At 40.7% G+C, this 25703-nt stretch carries 20 protein-coding genes and 4 tRNA genes; 14 read left to right on the forward strand and 10 right to left on the reverse strand.

The features are described 5' to 3' along the window. Window positions 1-95: 95 nt before the first annotated feature. The 5 genes from ACZZZW_RS14440 to ACZZZW_RS14460 form a co-directional block, all read right to left on the reverse strand. On the reverse strand, window positions 96-992 hold the full coding sequence (locus ACZZZW_RS14440) for a hypothetical protein (RefSeq protein WP_463494355.1): 897 nt from the start codon (window positions 990-992) through the stop codon (window positions 96-98). 38 nt (window positions 993-1030) lie between these two features. Then, window positions 1031-2206 (reverse strand): acetyl-CoA C-acyltransferase, encoded by a 1176-nt coding sequence (locus tag ACZZZW_RS14445; RefSeq protein WP_463494357.1) that lies wholly within the window; start codon window positions 2204-2206, stop codon window positions 1031-1033. 799 nt (window positions 2207-3005) lie between these two features. Further along, complete coding sequence (locus ACZZZW_RS14450; RefSeq protein ID WP_082458824.1) at window positions 3006-3173, reverse strand: type II toxin-antitoxin system antitoxin; 168 nt, start codon at window positions 3171-3173, stop codon at window positions 3006-3008. A 2-nt stretch (window positions 3174-3175) separates the two neighbouring features. Continuing rightward, complete coding sequence (locus ACZZZW_RS14455; RefSeq protein WP_463494359.1) at window positions 3176-3697, reverse strand: hypothetical protein; 522 nt, start codon at window positions 3695-3697, stop codon at window positions 3176-3178. A gap of 5 nt (window positions 3698-3702) precedes the next feature. Then, window positions 3703-4560 carry an SPFH domain-containing protein gene (locus ACZZZW_RS14460; protein WP_055912012.1) on the reverse strand — a complete coding sequence of 286 codons (858 nt, stop codon included), beginning with the start codon at window positions 4558-4560 and terminating at the stop codon, window positions 3703-3705. A gap of 190 nt (window positions 4561-4750) precedes the next feature. On the opposite strand from ACZZZW_RS14460, the gene ACZZZW_RS14465 reads away from it, so the two are divergent. The 5 genes from ACZZZW_RS14465 (at window position 4751) to ACZZZW_RS14485 (ending at window position 7348) form a co-directional block, all read left to right on the forward strand. Further along, window positions 4751-6757 (forward strand): HD family phosphohydrolase, encoded by a 2007-nt coding sequence (locus tag ACZZZW_RS14465; RefSeq protein WP_157255471.1) that lies wholly within the window; start codon window positions 4751-4753, stop codon window positions 6755-6757. Between the two features lie 81 nt (window positions 6758-6838). After that, window positions 6839-6925 (forward strand) — tRNA-Ser (locus ACZZZW_RS14470). A gap of 96 nt (window positions 6926-7021) precedes the next feature. After that, a tRNA-Pro gene (locus ACZZZW_RS14475) sits at window positions 7022-7095 on the forward strand. A 52-nt stretch (window positions 7096-7147) separates the two neighbouring features. After that, window positions 7148-7221: transfer RNA gene (locus ACZZZW_RS14480), tRNA-Pro, on the forward strand. A gap of 53 nt (window positions 7222-7274) precedes the next feature. After that, window positions 7275-7348 (forward strand) — tRNA-Pro (locus ACZZZW_RS14485). A 260-nt stretch (window positions 7349-7608) separates the two neighbouring features. On the opposite strand, the gene ACZZZW_RS14490 is transcribed toward ACZZZW_RS14485, so the two are convergent. Genes ACZZZW_RS14490 through ACZZZW_RS14505 form a run of 4 tightly spaced genes read right to left on the reverse strand, consistent with a single transcriptional unit; the run spans window position 7609 to window position 10248 of the window. Beyond that, complete coding sequence (locus tag ACZZZW_RS14490) at window positions 7609-8592, reverse strand: ISAon1 family transposase (RefSeq protein ID WP_463494361.1); 984 nt, start codon at window positions 8590-8592, stop codon at window positions 7609-7611. Beyond that, on the reverse strand, window positions 8585-8938 hold the full coding sequence (locus ACZZZW_RS14495; protein WP_463494363.1) for an ISAon1 family transposase N-terminal region protein: 354 nt from the start codon (window positions 8936-8938) through the stop codon (window positions 8585-8587). Before ACZZZW_RS14495 ends, ACZZZW_RS14490 begins: the two co-directional genes overlap by 8 nt. Window positions 8939-8984: 46 nt before the next feature. Continuing rightward, window positions 8985-9902, reverse strand: a complete 918-nt coding sequence (locus ACZZZW_RS14500) for an ISAon1 family transposase (protein WP_463494365.1) — start codon at window positions 9900-9902, stop codon at window positions 8985-8987. Continuing rightward, the gene (locus ACZZZW_RS14505; protein WP_463494367.1) at window positions 9895-10248 is read right to left on the reverse strand and encodes an ISAon1 family transposase N-terminal region protein; all 354 of its coding nucleotides are present in this window, start codon (window positions 10246-10248) and stop codon (window positions 9895-9897) included. Before ACZZZW_RS14505 ends, ACZZZW_RS14500 begins: the two co-directional genes overlap by 8 nt. 247 nt (window positions 10249-10495) lie before the next feature. On the opposite strand from ACZZZW_RS14505, the gene ACZZZW_RS14510 reads away from it, so the two are divergent. Next, on the forward strand, window positions 10496-11287 hold the full coding sequence (locus tag ACZZZW_RS14510; RefSeq protein ID WP_463494369.1) for a phage integrase SAM-like domain and Arm DNA-binding domain-containing protein: 792 nt from the start codon (window positions 10496-10498) through the stop codon (window positions 11285-11287). A gap of 690 nt (window positions 11288-11977) precedes the next feature. Here the strand turns inward: ACZZZW_RS14510 and ACZZZW_RS14515 are convergent. Next, window positions 11978-12355, reverse strand: coding sequence for a winged helix-turn-helix transcriptional regulator (locus ACZZZW_RS14515; RefSeq protein WP_463494371.1), 378 nt, complete (start codon window positions 12353-12355; stop codon window positions 11978-11980). A gap of 176 nt (window positions 12356-12531) precedes the next feature. Between ACZZZW_RS14515 and ACZZZW_RS14520 the strand changes: the two genes are divergently transcribed. The 8 genes from ACZZZW_RS14520 to ACZZZW_RS14555 all read left to right on the forward strand — a co-directional run bounded on the left by ACZZZW_RS14520 (window position 12532) and on the right by ACZZZW_RS14555 (window position 25547). Beyond that, the gene (locus ACZZZW_RS14520) at window positions 12532-13134 is read left to right on the forward strand and encodes an FMN-dependent NADH-azoreductase (protein ID WP_463494373.1); all 603 of its coding nucleotides are present in this window, start codon (window positions 12532-12534) and stop codon (window positions 13132-13134) included. 667 nt (window positions 13135-13801) lie between these two features. After that, window positions 13802-15796 (forward strand): glycoside hydrolase family 97 protein, encoded by a 1995-nt coding sequence (locus ACZZZW_RS14525; protein ID WP_463494375.1) that lies wholly within the window; start codon window positions 13802-13804, stop codon window positions 15794-15796. A gap of 12 nt (window positions 15797-15808) precedes the next feature. Beyond that, complete coding sequence (locus tag ACZZZW_RS14530) at window positions 15809-16000, forward strand: hypothetical protein (RefSeq protein WP_463494377.1); 192 nt, start codon at window positions 15809-15811, stop codon at window positions 15998-16000. 74 nt (window positions 16001-16074) lie between these two features. Beyond that, complete coding sequence (locus ACZZZW_RS14535; protein WP_463494379.1) at window positions 16075-17598, forward strand: glycoside hydrolase family 2 protein; 1524 nt, start codon at window positions 16075-16077, stop codon at window positions 17596-17598. A 395-nt stretch (window positions 17599-17993) separates the two neighbouring features. Next, window positions 17994-20987: a SusC/RagA family TonB-linked outer membrane protein gene (locus ACZZZW_RS14540; protein WP_463494381.1), complete on the forward strand. Its 2994-nt coding sequence runs from the start codon at window positions 17994-17996 to the stop codon at window positions 20985-20987. A 13-nt stretch (window positions 20988-21000) separates the two neighbouring features. Next, the gene (locus ACZZZW_RS14545; RefSeq protein WP_463494383.1) at window positions 21001-22647 is read left to right on the forward strand and encodes a RagB/SusD family nutrient uptake outer membrane protein; all 1647 of its coding nucleotides are present in this window, start codon (window positions 21001-21003) and stop codon (window positions 22645-22647) included. Between the two features lie 54 nt (window positions 22648-22701). Then, entirely contained in the window at window positions 22702-23925 is a 1224-nt protein-coding gene (locus tag ACZZZW_RS14550) for a SusE domain-containing protein (RefSeq protein ID WP_463494385.1), read from the forward strand. 59 nt (window positions 23926-23984) lie between these two features. Then, complete coding sequence (locus tag ACZZZW_RS14555; protein ID WP_463494387.1) at window positions 23985-25547, forward strand: DUF4832 domain-containing protein; 1563 nt, start codon at window positions 23985-23987, stop codon at window positions 25545-25547. The last annotated feature ends 156 nt before the right edge of the window (window positions 25548-25703 follow it).

Consider the following 25703-nt stretch of genomic DNA (forward strand, 5'->3'; position numbering starts at 1 on the left):
CTAGTTTAGCAGGGCGCAATATAGTCAGCGATTGGCAAACTCACAAATTTTTAAGTAATGTGTAAGGTAATGATTTAGTTAAGCTGTGTTAAAAATCAGAACTTTCGGATGGGTTTTACATTTTTCTTTGGGTCGGCATAAAGTTCGTCGCTCGCATCAGGATCGTTGTTAAGTGTCAGGTCTTCTTGCAGTTTTAATTTTCCGCCAATAATTTTAAAACCATCAAAAGTACCATCCGATCCATAATATTCGAATTTGTCTTTTATTTCAGGATCAAAAGAGGCCAGGTGATCAAATACAATCATGCCCGCTTTTAAATCCGTTTTCAAAGTCATGGCATTCGATTTTGCATATTCAAATATCATCCTGTTCTTTCCTTTCAGTTCTTTTCCGTCAAAAACCGGAGCACCAAAAGTAAGGTTGTCCTTATCAAAAGAAAGCACCTCAATTACCTTTTTAGTAGTTGCCTGTGTGTTTCCTTTCCAGCCTAAAAGTACGTAATAAGGCATTCGGTTGCCACTCGTTACCGGAACAATTTCGTAATACCTCGCGCCAAACCATTTCTGGTTGTTGGTAATGATATTTGGATCGTTCAGATTTTCAGTCTGATCGATTAGTGGGTAAAGTTTTAACGGGCCGCTTTTGGTATTCAGTTGTATGGCACCATAATAACGATAGTTGCCATTTTCCAATAGTACATACCAGCTTAATATCCTGAAAGCCTGGTCTGGAGATTTAATTACCGATACATTTTTGAGTGAATCAAAGGCGAATGCAAAAGAATTAGGTGCTTTTAAAGCTTCAACCAAAGTTTTTACAAATTTGCCATTTATTGCTAATTTCTGGTCATCACTTTGCGCTGCAACAACATTTGCAGAAATTTTAATCAGCGTATCCTGAAAAATAACCAATTTATTTGGGCTTTGCTGTGCTTTTAAGTTAAAGCTGAGCAATGCGGTAATGAAAAGGATATAAAAGCTGTAATGTTTCATATGCAATTAACGGCCCATAATAATTAGCCGACCCAAAATTATAACTTTTCGATAACTAATGCGCTTGCGCCGCCACCCCCGTTACAAATTCCTGCAACGCCTATTTTTCCTTCATTTTGTGCCAATACCGAAAGTAAAGTAACTACAATTCTGGCTCCGGAAGCACCAAGCGGATGCCCTAACGATACTGCGCCACCGTTTACATTAACCTGATCTTCGTTTAAGTTCAATAATTGATTGTTAGCCAAAGAAACTACAGAAAAAGCCTCGTTAATTTCAAAATAATCAACATTTTTAATATCAACATTTGCTTTATGCAAAGCCAGCGGAATGGCTTTTGATGGGGCCGTTGTAAACCATTCTGGGGCCTGCTGTGCATCTGCATAGCCTAAAATTTTAGCCAAAGGTGTTAAATCCAGTTCTTTTGCTTTATCTGCACTCATTAAAACCAAAGCAGCAGCACCATCATTAAGTGTAGATGCATTTGCTGCCGTTACTGTTCCATCTTTTTTGAAAACAGGTTTCAGCGAAGGTATTTTGTCAAATTTAACCGCTGTAGGCTCATCATCCGTATCAACCACAGTAATATCACCTTTACGATCTTTTACCTCTACCGCTATAATTTCGCCGGCAAATTTGCCAGATGTTTGTGCAGCTTGTGCTCTTTTATATGATGTGATGGCAAAATTATCCTGCGCTTCGCGACTGATATTACATTCTGTTGCACAAAGTTCGGCAGCATTGCCCATATGGTAATCATTATAAACATCCCATAAACCATCTTTTACAAGCCCATCAGTTAGCTGTCCGTGGCCTAACCTGTAACCGTTCCTTGCTTTATCAAGGTAATATGGCACATTGCTCATGCTTTCCATTCCGCCTGCAACAATTATGTCGTTATCACCGTTGGCAATACTTTGTGCGGCAAGCATGATGGCTTTTGTACCCGATGCGCATACTTTATTTATGGTGGTTGCAGGTAAATCTGGTAAGCCCGCAAATTTTGCAGCTTGTGTGGCTGGTGCCTGACCCAAATTAGCAGATAATACGTTGCCCATATAAACCTCCTGAATTTGATCTGGCTTTAAACCAGCTTTTTCGATGGCTGCTTTTATAGCAAAACCACCAAGTTGAGGGGCAGAAAACTGAGCTAATGAGCCTCCAAAACTGCCAATAGGTGTTCTTACAGCTGATACAATTACAACTTCTTTCATGTGCAAATTTTTATGAATTTTTGGTTAGGCCGCTAAGTTAGTTAAACCCTGCAGGTTTCCAAAGCCTGTAAGGCTTATAAATAACGTATTAGAAATTCATTTAGCACATTGATATTGCATTTTTATTAGTTAAATCAAGAAAGTTAAATGTGCTTGGTTAGTTGTTTTTTTTGAAAAGGATTGGTTCCGTATAAATGGCTGTCTGCGGTCCTGCTATCCCTTCAAGTCCTCACCCGATGAAAAATCGGGTTGCGGGCTTTCCGTTCTATCAGGTTTAAATTACCTGATACAGTGTGCTTTAGGCCTGGTTGCCAGGTGCAAAAATTGAATATATTTAAAACGGTGGGTTTTGCGTTAGGGATTGTAAGGGTTCAGTACCGATCCTTCATCGGTACCGAAGCGTAGCGCAGCCCTGAAAAGCCTTAATCAGTTTGCAGTTAATAATTGCCAGTTATAAATGGCAATATTTAGTCCTGTAATCCTTTCAATTCCTCAACCGATAAAAAAATGGGCTTTTGACGTGGTTGCCAGGTGCAGAAATTAAATTTATTTAAAACGATGGGTTTTGCGTTAGGGATTGTAAGGGTTCAGTACCGATCCTTCATCGGTACCAAAGCATAGCGCAGCCCTGAAAAGCCCGACCCCATATCGATTTTTCATCGGTATGGGGTAACGCCCAAATCAGTTTACAGTTGATAATAATCAGTTACCAGTTTGCAGTTGATAATAATCAGTTTACAGTTGCCAGTTGCCAGTTATCACTTGCCCAGTTTTCAGTGAACAAATAACAATTCGCAATTTATTCTTCTTTCGTTTTCCCTTTCTTTCGCGATTTCAACGCCTGGGTAAGTAAAAACTCAATCTGCCCGTTGGTACTCCTAAACTCATCGGCAGCCCAGGTTTCTACTTCTTTTAATAAAGCAGCACTAATTCTTAATACAAAAGCCTTTTTATCTTTCTCCGCCATTCTTATTGTATTGCTTGTATATTATATCTCTTTTTCAAATTAATCAGGAAAATTTCAAGGTCTTCTATTTTATTGGAACTGAACAATAATTTTTTTCCGTTTTTAAATTCAATCTGTAAACCTTTGTTTTTATCGTTAAAAATATAGGCTTTATCATTAAATTTAAACCAAAGCCTGTTCCGCACACCAAATCCACCATAATCACCTAAAGCATCATATTTATTGATGTAAACCTTTTCCATGTTGATCCAGTTTAACAATTTAAATTTTCTCTGAAACGGAAAATATTTATAGGAAATGCCTTGGCTCCCGATTTGCACAGTCAATTTGTTTTTTTGAAGCATAAAAATGATCGCAAAAGGAAGCATTACCGCCCAAAATGGAGCAAAGTAAGTGGATTTTAAAGTTTCGAAACTCATTCCGCCTTTATCAAAAAGCACAATACTCAGCACCATAACAGCATCGATTGCCAGTAAAACATAAAGCCACCAAAGTTTTAAACCTTGTTTTTCCTCGAATTCCATTTTACCTAATTGTATAAGGTTCCTGTATTTACCACGGGTTGCACATGGCGATCGCCACATAAAACAACCAATAAATTGCTCACCATAGCAGCTTTGCGTTCTTCATCAAGATCAACTATTCCTTTTTGTGATAATTTTTCCAATGCCATTTCTACCATGCCCACAGCACCTTCTACAATTAATTTACGGGCTGCAATAACGGCGGTAGCTTGCTGGCGCTGTAACATGGCACTGGCAATTTCGGGCGCATAGGCTAAGTGAGAAATTCTGGCTTCCAAAACTTCAATGCCTGCTCTTGATAAACGTTCGTTCAGTTCATTTTCCAATAATTCACTTACTTTTTCGGCGCCATCTTTTAAGGTAATGCTGGTTTCCTCGCCCTCAGCATGGTCGTAAGGGAAAATATTGGCCAGGTGCCTAACTGCAGCTTCACTTTGGATGTTTACATATTGCATGTAATTTTCTACAGAAAAAACAGCTTTTGCCGTTTCATTTACTTTCCAAACCACTACAGCAGCAATCTCAATGGGATTTCCAAGCTTATCATTCACTTTTAATTGTTGCCCGTTCAGGTTATTGGCTTTAAGCGAAAGGCGTCTTTTAGTGGTTAACGGATTTACCCAGAAAAAACCATCTTGTTTAACGGTACCCAGATATTTACCAAACAGGGTGAGCACCATGGATTGATTGGGATTGATAATTAAAAAGCCGGGGAATATTAAAAATAAATCTACCGCGAGCAAAATCCCGCCCCAGAGAAAAATTTCCGATATAAAACAGAAAATTGATGCACCCAATAGTGCGATGGATAGTGCAAATGTTAAATACCCGGATGGAGGGCTGATAATTTTTTCTTGATACATAATTGATATTAATTTGATATCATAAAGTAAAATATAAAATCTGGTAATTGCAAACAAAATCTCTAAAATGTATATTAGATAAAAATGTTATTTTTGACAGTACAATAAATACATCGTTTTGGCTAAAATCAAGAGAAACTCACATAAAATCCTTTATCGTAAATATTCATCAAACCTAAAATATGTGATGATGATATTTACTGTTTTCATTATCACGCTCTTTCTGCCCAAGCAACCCAGGTTTAGGTACGAATTTGAAAAAAATGCGGTATGGAAAAATAAGGACCTGATTTCGCCTTTCAGCTTTGCCATCTTAAAAACCAATCCTCAGGTTAGTGCCGATAAAAAAAATGCTTTAAAAGATATATTACCTGTTTATCAACTTGATAGGAGCATTACCGCCAATGCTTTGGAAGAATTTGCCAATGAGTTTGATGTAAAGTGGAAAACCAAGCAACTTAACGAAAAAGATAAAGATGTATATAAAAGCAACGCTTATAAGTTGCTGCAGAATATTTACCAGAGAGGCATTATCAGCTTAAATGTAAAACACCAAACCGGTGGTAAAAACTACGATTTTTCGTTAATGGAGAATAATGTAGCACAAGAGAAAAATACGCAGGATGTTTTTACCGCAGAAACTGCATTGAATTTCTTCAAAGAAAACTTTAAAGCATCTAACCAGGTTATGGACGATCTGGTGGCAAACCTGGCCATAGATCACATTACACCAAACATTGTTTTTGATGAACGCCTAACCCAAACCATACAGGATAATACCATTAACAACATCTCTACCACAAGAGGAATGGTACAAAAAGGTGAACTTATTGTGGCCAAAAATGATGTGATTGATGAAGAAATTTATCAAAAATTAGAATCTTATAAAGCCACTTATGATGCGCAAACCAAAACCATAGGCAGCAGGGCACTCGTTTATTTAGGGCAGGTGGTTTTGGTGGGTTTTGTATTAACCATTTTAATGTCGTTCCTTTTCCTTTTCAGGAAGGACATTTTTGCCGATAACCGCCAGTTATCATTAATCCTGATTGTAACCACGGGGATGTTGCTTGCTTTAACCTGGGCCATTAAAATGGAAATTCCCAGTTTATATTACATTCCGTTTTGCGTGGTGCCTATTATAATCAGGATCCTCTTCGATACACGTTTGGCACTTTACCTGCATATGCTGGTGATTTTAATTGCAGGTTTTTTTGTGGCCAACAGCTTCGAATTTGTGTTTTATCAGGTTACGGCCGGGATGGTGGCTATATTCAGCATTAAAAACTTTGTTAAGCGCGAAAGGTTTCTGGTTTCGGCCTTGTTTATACTTATGGCTTACTTTGTTTCATTTGTTGGGATTGCGCTATTGCGCGAAGGTTCTTTCCGTGAAATAGAGTGGATCAATTTTATTCCTTTTGTGTTTAGCGTACTGTTATCACTACTGGCTTATCCTCTAATCTATCTTTTCGAACGTATTTTCGGCATCACATCTGATGTGGCCTTAATCGAGCTGACCAATACCAATAATAAACTTTTGCGAGAACTAGCTTTTAAAGCTCCTGGAACGTTTCAGCATTCATTACAGGTGGCAAACCTTGCTGAGGCTGCCATATTTAAAATAGGGGGTAACTCGGTGCTGGTAAGGGCTGGTGCATTATACCATGATATTGGTAAGGTGGATAATCCGCAATATTTTATCGAAAACCAGAATACTGCTGTAAGTCCGCACGATAAATTGCCATATGAGCAAAGTGCGCAAATTATTATTCAGCATGTGCACAAAGGGATTGAAATATTGAGAAAAAATCAAATACCTGAAGCGATTATTGATTTTATCAGAACGCACCATGGAAATACCCGTGTTGATTATTTTTATCAATCGTTTTTAAAAAATACTCCCGAAAAATTTGTCGACGAAAACATTTTCCGCTATCCCGGACCGATCCCTTTTAGTAAAGAAACTGGTGTGTTAATGTTGGCAGATTCGGTAGAAGCTGCCTCAAGAAGCCTGAAAAATCCCGATGCTCAGAACATAAATGACATCGTTGAAAGGATAATTAACTATAAATTGGAGCAAAATCAGTTAGATGACTGCGATTTAACGTTAAAAGATATCGAGACTATCAAATTGATATTCAAGACAATGCTTATGAGTATCTATCATGTGCGAATAGATTATCAACAAATTTTGTAATTTTTTTTTGTTGGATAACTTGTTTTACTATATTTGCAGACCTCAAAACAAGGTCGGTAGGACAAAATTTTGAAGGTGAAAGGAGAGGTGCCTGAGTGGCCGAAAGGAACAGTTTGCTAAACTGTCGTACTGGTAACGGTACCGCGGGTTCGAATCCCGCCCTCTCCGCAGAAACAAAAATAATTGCAAATAAAAGTGGTATTATCAATTTAAAACCGTCAATTTGCAATCCCTCCGAAAGAGGGGAAAAGAAGATACCAAGTTCGGGATGTAGCGTAGCCCGGTATCGCGCCTGCTTTGGGAGCAGGAGGTCGTAGGTTCGAATCCTGCCATCCCGACAAAAAGTTTATCCACTTTTAAAACAGGATAAAAAAGAGAAGATACCAAGTTCGGGATGTAGCGTAGCCCGGTATCGCGCCTGCTTTGGGAGCAGGAGGTCGTAGGTTCGAATCCTGCCATCCCGACAAAAAGTTTATCCACTTTTAAAACAGGATAAAAAAAAGATCGATACCAAGTTCGGGATGTAGCGTAGCCCGGTATCGCGCCTGCTTTGGGAGCAGGAGGTCGTAGGTTCGAATCCTGCCATCCCGACAAAAACAGATACAAACTGTATCAAAAACCCTCTAAATGGTTCATTTAGGGGGTTTTGTTTTTTTATTGGGTTTATAATGGGGTAATGAATATGGATCAAGCGGAAAAGTTGGGGGGGAGTTAAACTCTAGGCATATATTTTCGATAATCTGAATAAGAAAAACTTAATATCCCTTACACCTCTCGATGTTGCTCTAAAGGCTTTGATCTTGGCATTGAAAGATTCTGGATCAAGCGGAAAAGTTGGGGGGAGTTAAACTTTAGGCATATATTTTCGATAATCTGAATAAGAAGAACTTAATATCCCTTACACCTCTCGATGTTGCTCTAAAGGCTTTGATCTTGGCATTGAAAGATTCTGCAGAAGCATTTGTAGCCCTGTTAATAAAGAAGTTAAGGATATACAGGTAATGCGATTGAATTGATCTGGCAACAGTCCTAAAGGAATCAATTCCGCATGCTTCGACCTCATTATACCAGATTGCCAATCTTTTAAAGGCCTGTTCCTTACTTTTGCACAATCTGAATATATCTCCCAATTTTTGGGCAATATTATATGCATTCTTTAATTTGGGATACCTTTCGAAAAGTAGCTCTGCTCTAAGTTCTTGATTCCGTGTCCATTTTGAGGGATGTTTAAACAAAAGATACCTGCTCCGCGCCAGCAATTGCTTTAAAGTATCTCCATTAGCCAACACTTCTGGATGGTAAGCAGTTTTGTTCTTTTTTGCCGTTGCGATGTCCTCATTTTCTGCATCGATAGCCTCCCAACGATACTTTATCCTAACTTCCTGAACTGCATCATAAGCCAATTTCTGAACATGGAAACGATCAATTACCCGATGCGCGTTTACAAAACATCGTTTTATGGCCAATTGCATGTTGGCAGCCATATCCATGGTTACTTCCCGCACCCGTTTTCTCAGTCTTTCCGGAATCTTTTTCAGTACAGATATAATGTTTTCGGCCACCGTACCCTTGATCATCGCTACAATAGCACCCTTTCTACCTTTGGCTTCCTTATTGGTTACAATAGTATAAAGCTCTCCATTGGATAAAGCTGTTTCATCAATACTGAGCCTGGGGCTCACATTGTTTACAAAAAGCATCCAATCATCCGCATGCCCTTTCTGATCCCAACTACTATAATCACTGATGTGCTCTTTATATTGCTCCTGGAGTTGTTTGCCGTCTATTTGGAAATAATGCCCTAAATGATAGCAGCTAATGGGGTGGTTATCCAAATATTCCTTTTAAAAAAAGACCGAATTCCGTAGTCATCCGAGTCCCTTTTCTTACTAAATCCCAATCTCTACTAATGATATCCCCAGTCTTTTTTACCGTCCATCTACGTCTCTTGATACGTAAGGCAACTTTTTGCCCACGAATAGGAAAATCCTGAATGGAAACTTCTGGAAGAAAGCCCTTTGATTCGAGCTCAGTTATCCCGTAACCAGAGGGAGCTATATTCTTCTCTTCAAGAAAGATCTGAAGCTCTTTCGACTCTTTTTCGACTTTGAGTATTTCGAAATAATCCAGAATGCCTTCTGGTAATAAAAAACTGATAAGGGTTTGTTCGGCTGGATTCAAGGGAATTTGTAATTACTATTAACTACAAAAGAAACAAATTATTCGATTACCCCCAACTTTTCCGCTTGATCCAAGATTCTGCAGAAGCATTTGTAGCCCTGTTAATAAAGAAGTTAAGGATATACAGGTAATGCGATTGAATTGATCTGGCAACAGTCCTAAAGGAATCAATTCCGCATGCTTCGACCTCATTATACCAGATTGCCAATCTTTTAAAGGCCTGTTCCTTACTTTTGCACAACCTGAATATATCTCCCAATTTTTGGGCAATATTATATGCATTCTTTAATTTGGGATACCTTATGAAAAGTAGCTCTGCTCTAAGTTCTTGATTCCGTGTCCATTTTGAGGGATGTTTAAACAAAAGATACCTGCTCCGCGCCAGCAATTGCTTTAAAGTATCTCCATTAGCCAACACTTCTGGATGGTAAGCAGTTTTGTTCTTTTTTGCCGTTGCGATATCCTCATTTTCTGCATCGATAGCCTCCCAACGATACTTTATCCTAACTTCCTGAACTGCATCATAAGCCAATTTCTGAACATGGAAACGATCAATTACCCGATGCGCGTTTACAAAACATCGTTTTATGGCCAATTGCATGTTGGCAGCCATATCCATGGTTACTTCCCGCACCCGTTTTCTCAGTCTTTCCGGAATCTTTTTCAGTACAGATATAATGTTTTCGGCCACCGTACCCTTGATCATCGCTACAATAGCACTCTTTCTACCTTTGGCTTCCTTATTGGTTACAATAGTATAAAGCTCTCCATTGGATAAAGCTGTTTCATCAATACTGAGCCTGGGGCTCACATTCTTTACAAAAAGCATCCAATCATTCGCATGCCCTTTCTGATCCCAACTATTATAATCACTGATATGCTCTTTATATTGCTCCTGGAGTTGTTTGCCGTCTATTTGGAAATAATGCCCTAAATGATAGCAGCTAATGGGGTGGTTATCCAAATATTCCTTTTAAAAAAAGACCGAATTCCGTAGTCATCCGAGTCCCTTTTCTTACTAAATCCCAATCTCTACTAATGATATACCCAGTCTTTTTTACCGTCCATCTACGTCTCTTGATACGTAAGGCAACTTTTTGCCCACGAATAGGAAAATCCTGAATGGAAACTTCTGGAAGAAAGCCCTTTGATTCGAGCTCAGTTATCCCGTAACCAGAGGGAGCTACATTCTTCTCTTCAAGAAAGATCTGAAGCTCTTTCGACTCTTTTTCGACTTTGAGTATTTTGAAATAATCCAGAATGCCTTCTGGTAATAAAAAACTGATAAGGGTGTGTTCGGCTGGATTCAAGGGAATTTGTAATTACTATTAACTACAAAAGAAACAAATTATTCGATTACCCCCAACTTTTCCGCTTGATCCATGAATATCAACCTTTTTTAACCCAAATCTGCACCCAAATTTTCTTCTTAACATTGTCTTTTCAACGAAAACTGAAATTTATTACAATTATTAATTTTTGGACAACAGACCAGATCGTTGCCGTTTTAGCTGTTTTTTGGGTGCAGATTTGGGTTAAAAAATAGGAGAAGATTTTATGAAATCTAGCCACAGTTTTAGCGTCACTTTCTTCGTTAGAAGGGACAGGGAGGCCTTTGGGAAGGCTCCGTTATCAGTTAGAATTACCGTTGATGGAAGGGCTGTTTTTTTTGCAACAAAAAAAACTGTTGAAGTATCAAAATGGGATCAAAAATCCCAACGTTTAAGAGGTACTGATCAAGAGAGCAATGCTATTCGGGATAGAATGAGGCAACTCACAAACGAAATCGGCGCGGCGTACGATGAGTTGCGGTATCAGAAGCAGGAAGTAACAGCCGCAAAGATTAGGGAAAAGATCGAAGGAGAGGAGGATGGCAGAACTTTAACAGAGCTCGTAAGGTATCATTTTTCAGAACCAGGAAAACTTCTAGCAACAGGAACTTTGAAAAATTACTATTCGACTGAGCGTTTTATTTTAGAATTTCTAAAAAAGAAAAAATTAAAAGATATTATGCTAATTAAAATAGATTTTAAGTTTTTAACAGATTTCAGCATTTATCTCCGTACCAAAACACCTGATAAAGGACAAAGGGTCTGTTCCAACAATACCGTAATGAAGCATATGGAAAGATTCCAAAAGATGATGGGACTAGCTTTGAAATTTGGTTGGATTGTGAGAGACCCATTTATTTATTTTAAAAGAAATATAGTTTCCAAAGACCGGGAGGTGCTTGATGATAATGAATTGGATATTCTCAAAAATCTGCCGCTTGCCGACCCTATTCAAGAAGTAATCAGGGATATGTTTATATTTAGTTGTTATACGGGCCTAGCCTGTGTATTTCGGTGAAAGTGACCCCTCTGTTTCGGGCCAAACTGGCCACCAAATTGATTACCGGATGATGCACATCTAAGTTCCTTTCCCTCTGAACAAATATACACTTCGGATCCAAATCCATTTTCCTCAGGACTTTTCTGTTTAATCCATCTTACTGCCGGATTTATCCTCAATTCAGACCTTTCTAGCGATCAAAATCCATTCGCAGGTACTGGAACGCGTAAAAAAACGCCATACCCCCTTCAAAACAGCGAAGTGACCGTAGTCCATCCCGAATAGTAGATATGCTCCCAGGAGCCTTTATTTTGTGCAGAAATTGAAAAATTATTCCCGAAAGCCAGTTGCGAAAAAAGCTGAATGAAAGATCAGAACGGCCAGTTTGCCCCGAAACAGGTGGTCACTTTAAAGCGAAATGGGGTGAAAGGCGTTCGATTTCTGCTTTACGTCCGGCATTATGCTGATGACAGTAACTGTGTGTCCTTTTTCGATTAATATTTTGTGAGCGGTTTACTTATATTCCCTAGGGAACCTATTGATACGATCTTCATTTTTCTGGTTTTTGTTGATAGAATGTTGCGTCATCAGGCAAGGAAAAAACCAAATTGGGGTATTACGCAACCAAACGAGGGCTGGAAAATTTTTGAAAAAAATAACACAAAGGTTTTGGAGGATCATACATGGTAAAGAGAAGTGGCTCTTATCTTATGCCTGTTTTCTCATGCTTTCTTTGATTCTGTTTCTGTGTTGTTCACCCCAGCTACTCAATTCACTTATTACTCCCTTCAATGTTCTGCTGTAATCAGTTGCCTCATATATTATACTAACAGGCGTTGTTTCATATACATGTCTTCTGATAAAGCCATTCAATTCCAGGTCTTTAAGCTCGTTATTTAGTGCCTTCGGCGATATACCATCGAGATCTCGCTGTATCTCGCCAAAACGCCTGGAAGACTGGATCAGTGACAGAATCAGAGCCAGTTTCCATTTACCATTTAGCACATAAAGGGCATCAAGAACATTTCTAAGTGAGCTTGCACACTCGTCTCGGTTTGGAAGGGATGTTTTAATGAGATCTATCATTAAACAAAGATAAGCACTTTCCTGGAAGTAAGTACTTTCCTTGGAGTAAGTACGGGCTTTTTTCCAATACTGTCCTCTACCTTTGCCCTGATGATTTCGGTCGGACTAAGATGATGTGCATATCTCAGTACCGACCTCTCAAGAGTTAAAGTTAAACATATTAAACAAAAAGAATTATGAAGCGCATTCTGCATCTAAAGTCCAGTATACAAGGTAAAGATTCATACAGCATTAAGCTGGGCAATGCTATTGTCGAACGAATCCATGAAAAATATCCTGGCAGCGTACTGGAAGAACTAAACCTAGTAGAACCGGAAATGCCACATCTAAATCCCAATGTTCTCCGTACGTTCTTCGTTCCAGACGATCAGCTCTCAACAGAAGACAAAGTTGCTATCAGTCTCTCCGACAGATTGGTTAAACAACTATTATCCGCAGACATTATTGTTATTGGAGCGCCATTGATCAATTTCACCATTCATTCAGCATTAAAAGCATGGATCGACCACGTAACAAGGGCGGGGATCACTTTCGGATACGGCGAAACCGGACCGGTTGGCAAGGTCGCAGGAAAAAAAGTTTATATTGCAATGTCTTCCGGAGGTATCTATTCCGAAGGACCGGGTAGGGCTAATTATTTCGTAGCTCCTTATCTACAGGCTTTCCTTGGTTTTTTGGGCATGACCGATGTGACGGTATTCCGCGCTGAAGGGCTAAAAGTTCCTGGGATAAAGGAAAGTGCCATGGAAAATGCCATTAACGGCATATATATTGACTAGCTCCTGCCAGCGAATAATTGAGATAAAAAAGAGCCTATCCCGTCGGTGACAGGATAGGCTTTTAAGTTTCTTGTCTCTAATTTATTCAGCTACTTTTCGATACCTATCGAATATGTATATCGCTAATTAAGGGCAGTGTTTTTGTTCTTAACGATAAGTAAATTCTGTACAACTGACAGCTGACAGCGGATTCGAATGATCAACAATTTTACCGGATTTTGCGGGAAGTACTCTCACGGCTTACAATTTTCGTGGAGTGACATCAGTGATCAAGCTGAGATAGCTCGATCCTTCCTGCTTATGGATGTAAGTTTTGCTACTGGCTAAAGGTCGTTCTGTGGTAGGCCTTTTTGCCAAAATGTTCAGTTATATCCTCATTTTGAATTGATATCTGGGATAATCATGTTTTCTGTACAAAACTGAACCATTTCCGTACAAAACCGAACCCTTCAGATAGGTACTGGTAGCTAGTTTTGGACTCACCAAATACGAAAACTACAAATTATTATGAGATGATCGATAGGAACATTTTCGCACACTGTTGGAAATTCTCCGATACCACAAACATTATAGAAATACCAGAACTCTGACTGAAGGAATGTCAGCATACAATTAAACCACTGCCCGGTCAGGAGAAATCAACCATTCAAAAAAGAGGTAAACAAAGATGAAACAAAAAATATTACGCCTATTCCTTTTAATGTTCCTAACAATCCCTGCCATCGCCCAGAAGAAGGTTAGTGTTAGTTCGCCTGATGGGCGGTTGCAAGTGGGTATTCTGCTTACTGATACTATTGGCTATCAGCTGCTTTACGATGGCAAACTGATACTGAGTGCTAACGCCATCGCTATGAAACTGGGTGATGGAAACGCCTTTGGGATCAAATCCCAATTGAAGCAGGCCAAAACCATGCTTGTTAAAGAAAAAATTGACGCGCACTTTTACAAAAGAAACCGGATAAATGATGAATATTCGGAATCAACACTTGATTTCAAAGAAGATTTCAAATTGATTTTTAGGGTTTATAATGAGGGAATGGCCTATCGTTTCGTATCCAATGGTAAAAAGGAATTCATCGTAAATGAAGAACTGGCATCGTTCCGATTTCCTAAAGATCACAAAGCCTACATTCCATATGTGAAAACTAAAGAGAAGACACTTGAAGGACAATATTTCAACTCATTTGAAAACACATATGACTACAGTCTTCTGAGTGAAATGAACAGGGATAAACTGGCTTTCTCACCACTGGTGGTAGAACTTGACGGCGGGAAGAAAGTATGTTTAGCCGAGGCAGATCTGCAAAGCTATCCTGGTATGTATCTTTATAATCCTGGCGGCAACACCACCCTGGAAGCAAATTTTGCACCTTATCCCAAATCTACAAAACAGGGTGGCCATAACCAGCTGCAACAGATGGTGACCTCCCGCCAGCCTTATCTGGCTAAGAGCAAGGCTCAAACTAAGTTTCCCTGGCGTATTGCTATTGTAACCACAACTGATAAAGCATTGGCTGACAATGATATGGTTTATAAACTGGCCGAACCCAGTAGGTTAACAGATGTTTCATGGATAAAACCAGGAAAAGTAGCCTGGGAATGGTGGAACAATTGGGGCATCAGTAAAGTAGACTTTATTACTGGTGTAAATAATCAAACCTATAAAGCCTATATCGATTTTGCATCCAAAAACGGAATTGAATATGTCATTCTCGACGAAGGTTGGGCGGTAAACCTCAAAGCCAGCTTATTCGAGGTTGTACCCGAAATTAACCTGAAGGAGCTTGTTGCCTATGGAAAATCTAAAAATGTAGACCTGATCCTTTGGGCTGGATACTACGCTTTTGAGCGGGATCTGGAAAAAGTGTGTAAACATTATTCGCAACTGGGAATAAAAGGTTTCAAGATCGATTTTATGGATCGTGATGACCAGGAGATGGTCGATTTTCATTACCGGGCGGCAGAAACAGCTGCTAAATATAAACTGCTTGTTGATTTTCACGGAACTTATAAACCTACAGGCCTGAACCGCACTTTCCCGAATGTAATCAATTACGAAGCGGTGAACGGCCTTGAGCAAATGAAATGGACGGGGCCTGAAATGGATATGGTTACCTATGATGTTACCATGCCCTTTATCAGGATGGTTGCAGGGCCTGTTGATTATACCCAGGGAGCCATGCGCAACGCAACTAGGCGTAGCCATAGGGGAATAAATGATGAACCGATGAGCCAGGGAACCCGCTGCAGGCAGCTGGCCGAATATGTGGTATTTGAATCGCCTTTAAATATGCTTTGTGATAGCCCCGATAATTATGAAAGGGAGCAGGAATGTACTGACTTCATCAGCGCTATCTCCACAGTATGGGACAACACCATCGTCCTTAATGGTGAGATTGGACAATATATTACCACCGCACGCAAAAAGGGCGATACCTGGTATTTGGGCTCGTTAACCAACTGGGATGCCCGCAAGCTGGATCTTGATCTCAGCTTCCTCGGTACAGGAGATTATGTTGCAGAGATTTACCACGATGGCGTAAACGCCGATAAAATCGCATCCGATTACAGAAAAGAGCGGATCAGTATTCCTGCCAATCGCAAACTACCCATTACTATGGCGCAGGGCGGTGGCTTCGCAATGAAAATCGTTAAAAAGTAAACCAATAATTTTATGAAGCTAAGCAAAACCATTTTTTCTTTGCTGATACTGCTGTGCTGCTTGCTGTCGAACATTTTTGCACAAGACATTCTGATCAATGTATATGGAAGAAAAACGCAATCTCTTAATGGGAAATGGGATGCCATTGTAGATCAATATGATCAGGGGAGAAAGAACAAGATTTACCTGAACAAAAACCTGTAAGTAAAACAGATTTTTATGAATATTCCTTTGATGGCGGCTTAAAACTAAATGTACCATCTGATTGGAACAGCCAGTTGCCGGAACTGAAGTACTATGAAGGCACTGTTTGGTATGCCAAACATTTTGATGTACCTAAAGAGCAGAATGGACGCTTGTTTATTTATTTCGCAGCGGTAAGTTATCGCTGTAAGGTTTACCTCAATGGAAAAGAAATTGCTGCGCATGAAGGTGGTTTTACGCCCTTTCAGGTTGAGGTAACAGACTTGGTCAAGAATACAGATAACTTTTTAGTCCTGGAGGTAAACAATACCCGGACCACTGATGCCATTCCTGCAAAATCGTTCGATTGGTGGAATTATGGAGGCATTACGCGTGATGTGATGCTGGTATCAACACCCAAAGTTTATATCCAAGATTATTTTATTCAGCTGGATAAACACCGTAACAATCAAATCAATGCAACAGTTAAAGTTTCTGATAGCCAGGCAAATGTAGCGCTAACTGTCGAAATTCCTGAGTTGAAAATTAAAGAGAAGCTGATTACAGATCAACAGGGAATCGCCAGGGCTACAATCAACAATATAAAACAGCTGCAGCGCTGGTCGCCAGAATCGCCCAAGCTTTATAGCGTACGCGTATCTACTGCCGAAGATGTGGTAAATGAAATGATCGGTTTTAGAAACCTGGCTGTAAAAGGAACGGAGATTTACCTCAATGATAAGCCGGTTTTTTTAAAATCCATCAGCTTTCACGAAGAGATTCCACAGCGTAAAGGTCGCGCTTTTTCTGAGGCCGATGCCGTGATGCTTTTGTCTGAAGCGAAGGCATTGGGTTGTAACATGATCCGTTTGGCACATTATCCTCAAAATGAATATACGGTACGTGCGGCCGAAAAAATGGGCTTTTTGTTATGGGAAGAGACACCAATCTGGCAGGGAATTGATTTTGAAAATCAGGAAACCAGAAAAAAGGCCGGAGCCATGATAAAGGAAATGGTGATGCGGGATAAAAACCGGTGTGCGCTCTCATTTTGGGGCATGGCAAATGAAACACAGCCTTCAAAAGCCAGAAATGAGTTTTTGAAATACCTGATCAAATGTTCAAAGGAGATTGATAGTACCCGGTTAATCACAGCCGCATTCGATTTAGTAAAGTTTGACCGCAACAGGCAATGTTTTGTTATGGACGACCCTTTCATTAAGGAATTAGATGTGGTAGTCATTAATAAATACATGGGCTGGTATCATCCATGGCCGGTTACACCTGATAAGGCCATTTGGGATGTGGCCAGAAATCAGCCTTTAATTATTTCTGAATTTGGCGCAGAAGCCTTGTACGGAAAAACCGGAGATGCTGATGTAGCGAGCTCATGGAGTGAAGATTATCAGGCTCAGCTGTATAAAGACAATCTGGAGATGTTTAAACACATTCCAAACCTGCGAGGAATTTCTCCCTGGGTATTGTTCGATTTTCGATCACCTTTCCGTTTCCATCCAACTTATCAGGATGGCTGGAATAGAAAGGGCCTTGTGTCAGACCAGGGATTCCGCAAAAAAGCCTGGTATATCGTAGCAGATTATTACAAAAACATTAAGTAAACATTTATATGAGGGATATTTTTTAAGTCTTCAGAACTACTTAAAACAGAAAAATATGCGCCCGAGTAAGTAACCCTTATTTCGCTAAAATTTCTATAACAATAACCCTTTAGTGCCTCCTTTGTACAAAAACAAACCATTTCCGTACAAAAACGAACCCTTTGGAATAGGCTTTAGCGGTAGTTTTGTACTAACCAGATATCACAACCAAATAATATGAGCATTCAACAGATCATTGATTTTCGGGCAGCTGTCATTTGCGCCAAGTCTGAGCAAAACATCACAGTTACCAGCAAACCATCAGGCCCATGATAGACTTCCAATCTCTTTAAGCTCATGCCTGCCCGGGCAGCAGAAAAAATAATAATTCGAATACTAACCATATATAATTCTACATGATAAAAAAAATACGAATCAGGCTCCAGGGCCACATTATAGTGCTTGTGCTGCTTTTATTGATGATAAACATCGGTTATGCGCAGGATCTGAAAAAAGTTACCGGTAAAGTTACCGATGAGAAGGGCGAGGTGCTCGTTGGGGTTTCCGTAAGGGTTAAAGGAAGCAATACGGGTACTTCTACTGATAAAGACGGAAATTATACCTTGCAGGCGGCACCTGCTGCTATTCTGGTATTTTCTTATGTTGGTTTTAGCAACCAGGAAGCAAGCGTAAATGCCTCAGGGATAGTTAATGTAAAAATGGCTAGCGATAAACAGCTGGATGAGGTAGTAGTTGTGGGCTATGGTACCGCCAAGAAAAAAGACTTGACCGGAGGTTTGGCTGTAGTAGGAAAGGAGCAGATCAATATGGTTTCTACGCCGAACCTCATGGATCGTTTGGTTGGGCAGGTAGCAGGTTTTAATATCACAACAGGAAATGCTGCACCCGGCCAGGACCAGGCTTTACTGATCCGTGGAGAGAACTCATTATCGGCCAATAACTCACCGCTAATTGTTTTAGACGGGATACCTTACAGCGGATCATTGGTAGACCTTGACCCCAATAATATTGAAAACCTGACCATTTTAAAAGATGCATCGGCGGTGGCCATTTATGGTGCCCGAGGATCTAATGGTGTCATCCTGATCCAGACAAAAAGAGGGATGTTGGGTAAAGCACAGGTTGCCTATCGCGGGCAATTAGGCTTTGCTGAGCCAATGCAACGGATTGATGTAATGGGACCAAACGAATTTATCCGCTTGAAACAGGATATCGGTCGTTTAAAATCAGGGTATACCGGCGATCAGCTCGATCCTATTGCCGGAAACATCATGAGTGTAACCGAGCGTGAAAACTATAAAAATGGCATTACCCATAACTGGCAAGATTATATCTTTAAAAGGGGAATAACGATGGACCATCAGTTAAGTATCTCTGGTGGCACGCAAAACACCAAGTACATGGCGGCAGCTTCTTCGCTCAGTCAGGAAGGTGTGGTTTATAATTCGAAGCTTTCGAGACTGAATGTCACTGCTAATATCGACCAGACCTTTAATAATTGGTTAACTGTTGGCCTTGGTACCCAGTTTTCGCAAAGAAATGATGGAGGCATTACGCCGAACATTGAACATGCCATCAAAATGAGCCCTTATGGTAAATACATAGATGCTGCGGGTTATTATGTTCCCGAGCCGATGGAATCGTCGCTGATTGTTAACCCCATGCGTAATGTGAATGCAGACCAGGATAGAATAAACCGTAGCTTTTTTCTCAGTGGTTATGCAGATATTAAATTACCATTGAAAGGACTTTCTGCACGATCAAATTTCGGTTACAACTACAGGAGCAGCTTTACAGGCACTTACTATGGAAGAAATACCTTTGATGGACGCGAGCAGGCCGGTTTAGTTGGTGGCAGGGCATCTATCAATAATGGGCATTATAATGATTATACCTGGGAAAACGTTCTGAAGTATGAGCGCACCCTCGGCGATCACCGTTTTGATGCTACAGGCTTATTTAGTATGCAACAAACCAAAAGTGTTGGTTCATCGCAGAGCGGTGAGGGTTTTGTAACCGATAACACCAGTTATTACATGATGAGTACAGCGGCACGCAACCTCACCATGTCATCAAATTTATCAGAAACAGCACTTTTATCTTATATGGGGCGGATCAATTATGGCTATAAAGGGAAATACATCGTAACCTTTACGGGCCGCTCGGATGGTGCTTCCGTATTTGGCGAAAACAATAAATATGCTTTTTTTCCATCAGCTGCCCTGGCATGGAATATCGGTGAGGAAAGTTTTATTAAAGATAAGCTAAACTGGATCGATTTACTCAAAATAAGGGTTTCCTATGGTGCTAATGGTAACCAGGCCATGACGGCTTACCGAACACTAGATCGCCTTTACTCGAGCGTAAAATACATCTGGGGCGATGGCGGAACGGCCGTAAATACCGCTTACCTTGCTGGCGATGGTGTTGGTAATCCCAATCTGAAATGGGAAACAACTTATACCACTAACGTTGGTCTGGATTTTCAGTTGTTTAAAAACCGTTTAAGCGGTACAATTGATGCCTATCTGTCGAGAACGAAAGATTTATTGATGACCCGTACCGTTCCGATCATGAACGGTTACAGTAGAATCTGGGATAATATCGGCCAAACCCAAAATAAAGGATTCGAGATTACCTTAAACTCGCTCAATATTGATGCAAAAAAGTTTAAATGGAATTCGACAGCTGTTTTCTCCTTAGACCGCGATAAGATTGTAGAACTCAGGGGCGATGGACTGGACGACGTAAATAACAGTTGGTTTATTGGTAAACCGCTACGGGTTTTTTACGATTATAACATGGTCGGCATTTGGCAAAAAGGCGAAAACTATACCGTTCAACAAGGTGCGGCAGCAGGCGCTGCCAAATTAGAAGATGTGGATGGTAATGGGCTCATCGATTCTAAAGACCGCAAAGTAATTGGCTCTAAGATGCCAAGGTATACCGCCTCATTAAGCAACCGATTAAGCTACAAAAACTTTTACCTGTCGGCATTGGTAACGGGGGTATTTGGCGTTTGGCGCGATGATAATATGGCCAATATCGGTTCGTGGACTTTCGGAATAACCAACTACGTGCACAATGCCAATTACTGGACGCCAGAAAATCCGGAAGCAACAATTGTTTCGCCGGGATATACCAACAACTTCGGGCATGGCTACTATAAAAAAGTTTCTTATGTACAGGTAAAAAATATCACCCTTGGGTATCGAATAGCACAACAGCTGGCCAAAAAGCTGGGTGTAAATGGTATTGATGTTAACGTGAGTGTTAACAATCTAAATACAATTTCGAACATCAGGCAGGTGCTCAATTATGATAATACCTGGATGGCCTCGTATCCAACCGCCCGGTCTTATATGTTCGGTTTAAACGTAAATTTCTAACGCTTTTTATCACATGAAAAAAATTATAAAAACAGGATTGGCACTCATCATATTGTTTTCGGCAATGGGGTGTAAAAAATTTCTGGTAGAAGATTTGAAAACAGAATTGGCACCAACCAATACTTATACCAGTACTTATGGGTTCGAAGTAGGAAGTGCAGGCTTATACGCCCTTACCCGCTCAGAATACAACACTTTTGGCGAAGGCGGTGCTTATATCCATAATGGGGCATGCCCTTACGAGGCTTTACAAGCGGCAACAGATATTGCTGATGTAATCAACAGCGATGCATCACTGCTGCCTTTCGCCAATCTCACCTTAAACTCATCAGAAAGGTTTGTTGGCACGTACTGGAACTGGGCATACAGCATTATCTCGTCGGCTAATTTAATGCTCATTTATTCGGAAAAAAATACCAACTGGGATTCCCCTTCCGATAAAGAACGTTTTCAGGCAGAGGCCAGATTTTTCCGCGCATATGCTTATCGCACCTTGGTATATTTATATGGAGACGTACCTTATGTAGAAACCATTTTATACGATTTTAAACTCAATTTTACCCGCACACCAAAAGCAGAGGTTTTGGGACATATTATTGACGATTTGACTTTTGCCAGCCAGCACTTACCTGCAAATCCAGATCAGGTAAAAGATGGGAAGCTTACCAAATGGGCTGCTTACCATCTACTGAGCGAAATGCACCTGCTGAACAAAGCCTATGTACCTGCTGAGCAAGCTGCACTCGCGGTAATCAACAGTGGCTATTATGGCTTAATGAAAACACGATTTGGCGTAAATAAAGACAAGGCTGGAGATGTTTTCAGTGATCTGTTTCTGGAGAATAACCAGAACAGGTTAAAAAACGCAAACCGGGAAAGTATCTGGGTTTTACAGTTCGAATTTAATACTGTAGGTGGTGGTACCAATTCAGACGATTGGAGCCGCAGGGCCTGGAGTCCAAATTATTCTACCATGACGGGTTTCGTTTTAGCAGATACCTTAGGTGGAAGGGGACTTGCACAGCTCACACCGATGAAGTGGTGGGTTGGAACCGCAGGTACAAATGCTACAGGTAATGTTCCGGGGATTTTTGAGGCAACGGATATCCGTAATTCCAACTATAACATCAAACGCAACTGGTACTATAATAACCCTGGCGAAACCGCTCTATATGGCAAAAAAGCAAATATTACCGAACAAACCTGGTTTTCTACCAAAAGTTTATTTCCCGCAATCACCAAGTTTTTTTACGGGCGGGCAGAGAACCTTGGCCTAACCGGAAGTTATAAAGACCGGGTGAAATTTAGACTGGCAGAAACCTATCTGCTGCTTGCAGAAGCTTACTTAGGACAAGGAAACCCGGCGAAAGCCGCTGATGCCGTAAATGAGGTGCGTAAACGTGCTGGTGCCTCGGTAGTAGGCGCAGGCCAGATGACCATGGATTTTCTCCTCGATGAACGGATCAGGGAGCTGGTGGGAGAGGAAAGCCGCCGTTTTACATTAGTACGTACCAACAAGCTGGTAGATCGGGTGAAACTTTATAATACGGCAATTAAAGATAAGGTGATGGACTTTCATGCCTTATGGCCAATTCCACAGTCAATTATTGATGCAAACCGTGATGCAGTATTTCCTCAAAACCCGGGTTACGGTAAGTAGTGCTAAGTGTGCTAAAATAGAATAATTTAAAATGAATACTTATGCTATTATCAGATGAAAAAAAATAGATTTTTATATAAAACATGGCCTTTACTGTTTTTATTGATCGGTTTTACAGCCTGCAAAAAGGGAGTCAGCGACATTGAAAAAGTTGAAGAACAATTGGCACTGCAGCTATCTTCGGCGAATATAACACTTGATGAAAATAACCTCAGCAAAGAAATTGTCACCTTCACCTGGCATCCGGCGAGACCGCAATCAGATGATCACTTGGTTTCTTACATCACCAAATTGGATCTGGTTGGGAACAACTTCGGATCGGCTACCGCTATTATGAATTATGAAGATGATGGAACATTTAGCAGAAGTTTCACTTCTGAACAGTTACAAAACTGGGCAAATCAGAAATGGGGCATTCCTACTAACAAGTCCTTTACACTGGAGTTCAGGGTTGTTGCTCAATGGGAGGGTGGCGCCACTTTTGAATCGCCTGAAGTGAGAACAGTACAGGTTAACGTAACGCCTATCCGAACAGTTGTTTTTGATGCCGATAAAATATTTTTGGGTGGAAGCGCTGTTCCGGGATTGAGTAAGGTTGAAATGCCTAAAACTTTAGAGAATTTGAATCAGTATGCCTACCTGATCGACCTACAGCCTGGTGAGCTACAAATTCCTGTCGAATATAATGGCGCAACAAATTATATCGCCTCTGCTGATGCGGCTACGACGGTAAAAGACGGGACCGCTATTGGCATAAAAATGCGTGAAACTGCCTTTTCATGGAAAATTGAGACGGCCGGGAAATACCGCGTTGTGGTAAACATGCAAAAGGCCACCGCAATCATCTATTCTCCGGCCCAGGCTTTGGCACCAAAGGTTGTAACCTGGAGCGGAGATGGCGGAATTGCCCAAACAACCACCATCGCTGAGTTATGGATGCACGGAGCTGTTAATAGTTTTGGAACCCCGATAAAAATGGACTGTAAGGTGAGTCTGGCCGATCCGCAGATTTTGGTATACACCGGAGGCAGGGTGGGTAAAACCAAGTTTATTGTTTACGGAGGTAATGATAACAATAAAAACCTGGCCTACGCATTCAGCTGCCCGCTTACCGCTACAGGTACTGCACAAGAACTTACCATCCTGCAGGGCACTGTTGCATCACTATTTGGAGGGTCCACCAGTGCACAGCGCAATTCTTATTATACTATTCCATCTGGTACAAATGTGATTGTATTCGACCTGCGTAACATGACCATACTGGCAGAAAAACGATAAAATAAATGACAGGTTGTTTCCCTTAGCCACAATTGATGGGACCTCATAAAAATGAAAAGATGAAAAAAATGAACTATAAAATACTGATTTCACAAGCATTATTAGCCCTGATGGGTGTTATGGGCTTTGCCTGTAAAAAAAATGTCGATGAAGAAACGGCTAAGGCTGAAGGTACTTTGGTTAAACCTAAGTACAACAGGAGTGCTGTATTTCGCAACCCGCTTAACGGTTGGGTAATGTACGGCTCGGGTTCGGGTAACGAATCCTATTGGGATACCGAATATTATGTCCCCGATTTAGGAAAAAGAGTTAAGGCGATAGATTATGCTTCTGCCTGTTATATCCGAACCAGCTGGGCAACGTTTAATCCCTCAAACGGCGTTTATGCATGGCGAAATCCAGGTTCAGCACTTTATAAAATGATTAAAGGTGCAGAAAGCAGAGGTTTGCCAATTGCTTTCAGGATCGTTGTGGATGGTCGCGACCAGGGTTTAAATACCCCGCAGTTTGTATTCGATGCCAGAGCGAAGTATTACCTGGAAGACAGTAAATTCCCTAGCCGCCGTACGCCTTATCCTCAGGATCCAGTTTTTCAGCAATATTATACGAAATTTATTGAAGAACTGGCCAAGGATTTCAACGACCCGGTTCGTACTTCTTTTATCGATGCCTATGGCTTGGGTAAATGGGGCGAGGCACACAATGTAATCTATGAAGATCCCAATACCTCAACTGATGCAAATACCGAAGCGCTTAAGGAACAGGTTTTTGACTGGGTAACCAACCTCTATACAAAGAATTTCGATAAAGTGCCGATGGTAATCAACTATCACCGCTTAATAGGTCACCCGGCAAGTTGGGGCGCAGCCAATGTAAATAGCGATAAACTTTTAGTGAAATCAATTAACAAAGGTTACATTTTAAGGCAGGATGCTTTCGGCATGAGCGATTACTACCAAAGCTGGGAAAAAAACTTTGCCAAAACATGGAGTTTTAAATGTCCGGTTATTATGGAAGGAGGCTGGATTACCACAGGCACTCACCGCTACTGGACCGATCCGAATGGTAAATATAGGGAAGATCATCCTGAAGATGTACGCCAGGGCGAATTTGATGCCTCAGCAGACGCAGCAGTGAACATGATGGATTTCCGTGTTGGAGAAATTGAAAGCTGGTTTACCAAGGCATTCAACTTAACACAACGCTTTGTTTCTGAAGGTGGCTACCGTTTATATCCGGATCAGGTGTATCTGCCCGAAAAATTGGCCAGTGGAAGGGAAACCACCATTACACACCGTTGGAGAAACATGGGCTGGGGTTACTTTCCAAACAACATTAAGCAATGGAACTTCAAATATAAGGTGGCTTTTGCACTCCTTGATGGTAATAACAACGTGAAGAAAGTTTTTGTTGATAGCAAAGCCGAACCATCAACCTGGTTGAAAAATAACCCTGCTACATACGAATTTAAGCTAAGCGCAGGTGTTCCTGCAGGAAATTATACCTGGGCAGTAGCCATTGTTGATACGACAAAAGAAAATCAACCGGGGATAAAAATTGCTGTAAATGGCGATTTAACTTCCACCGGGTGGCTCAAGCTGATAGATGTAGCTGTTCAATAAGAAGGTCTTATCGAAGCGCTTGTTTGCTGCTGGGTAAAAGAGCACTTCGATTTAGAAATGATTGACACCATCATTTAGTGATTTCCCTTCCAGGCGTGTAACATCGTCAATATAAAAGAGAATAGAAATCGAAATAAATTTATAGATAAAAATTTT

The sequence above is a fragment of the Pedobacter sp. AC379 genome, from assembly GCF_979258145.1.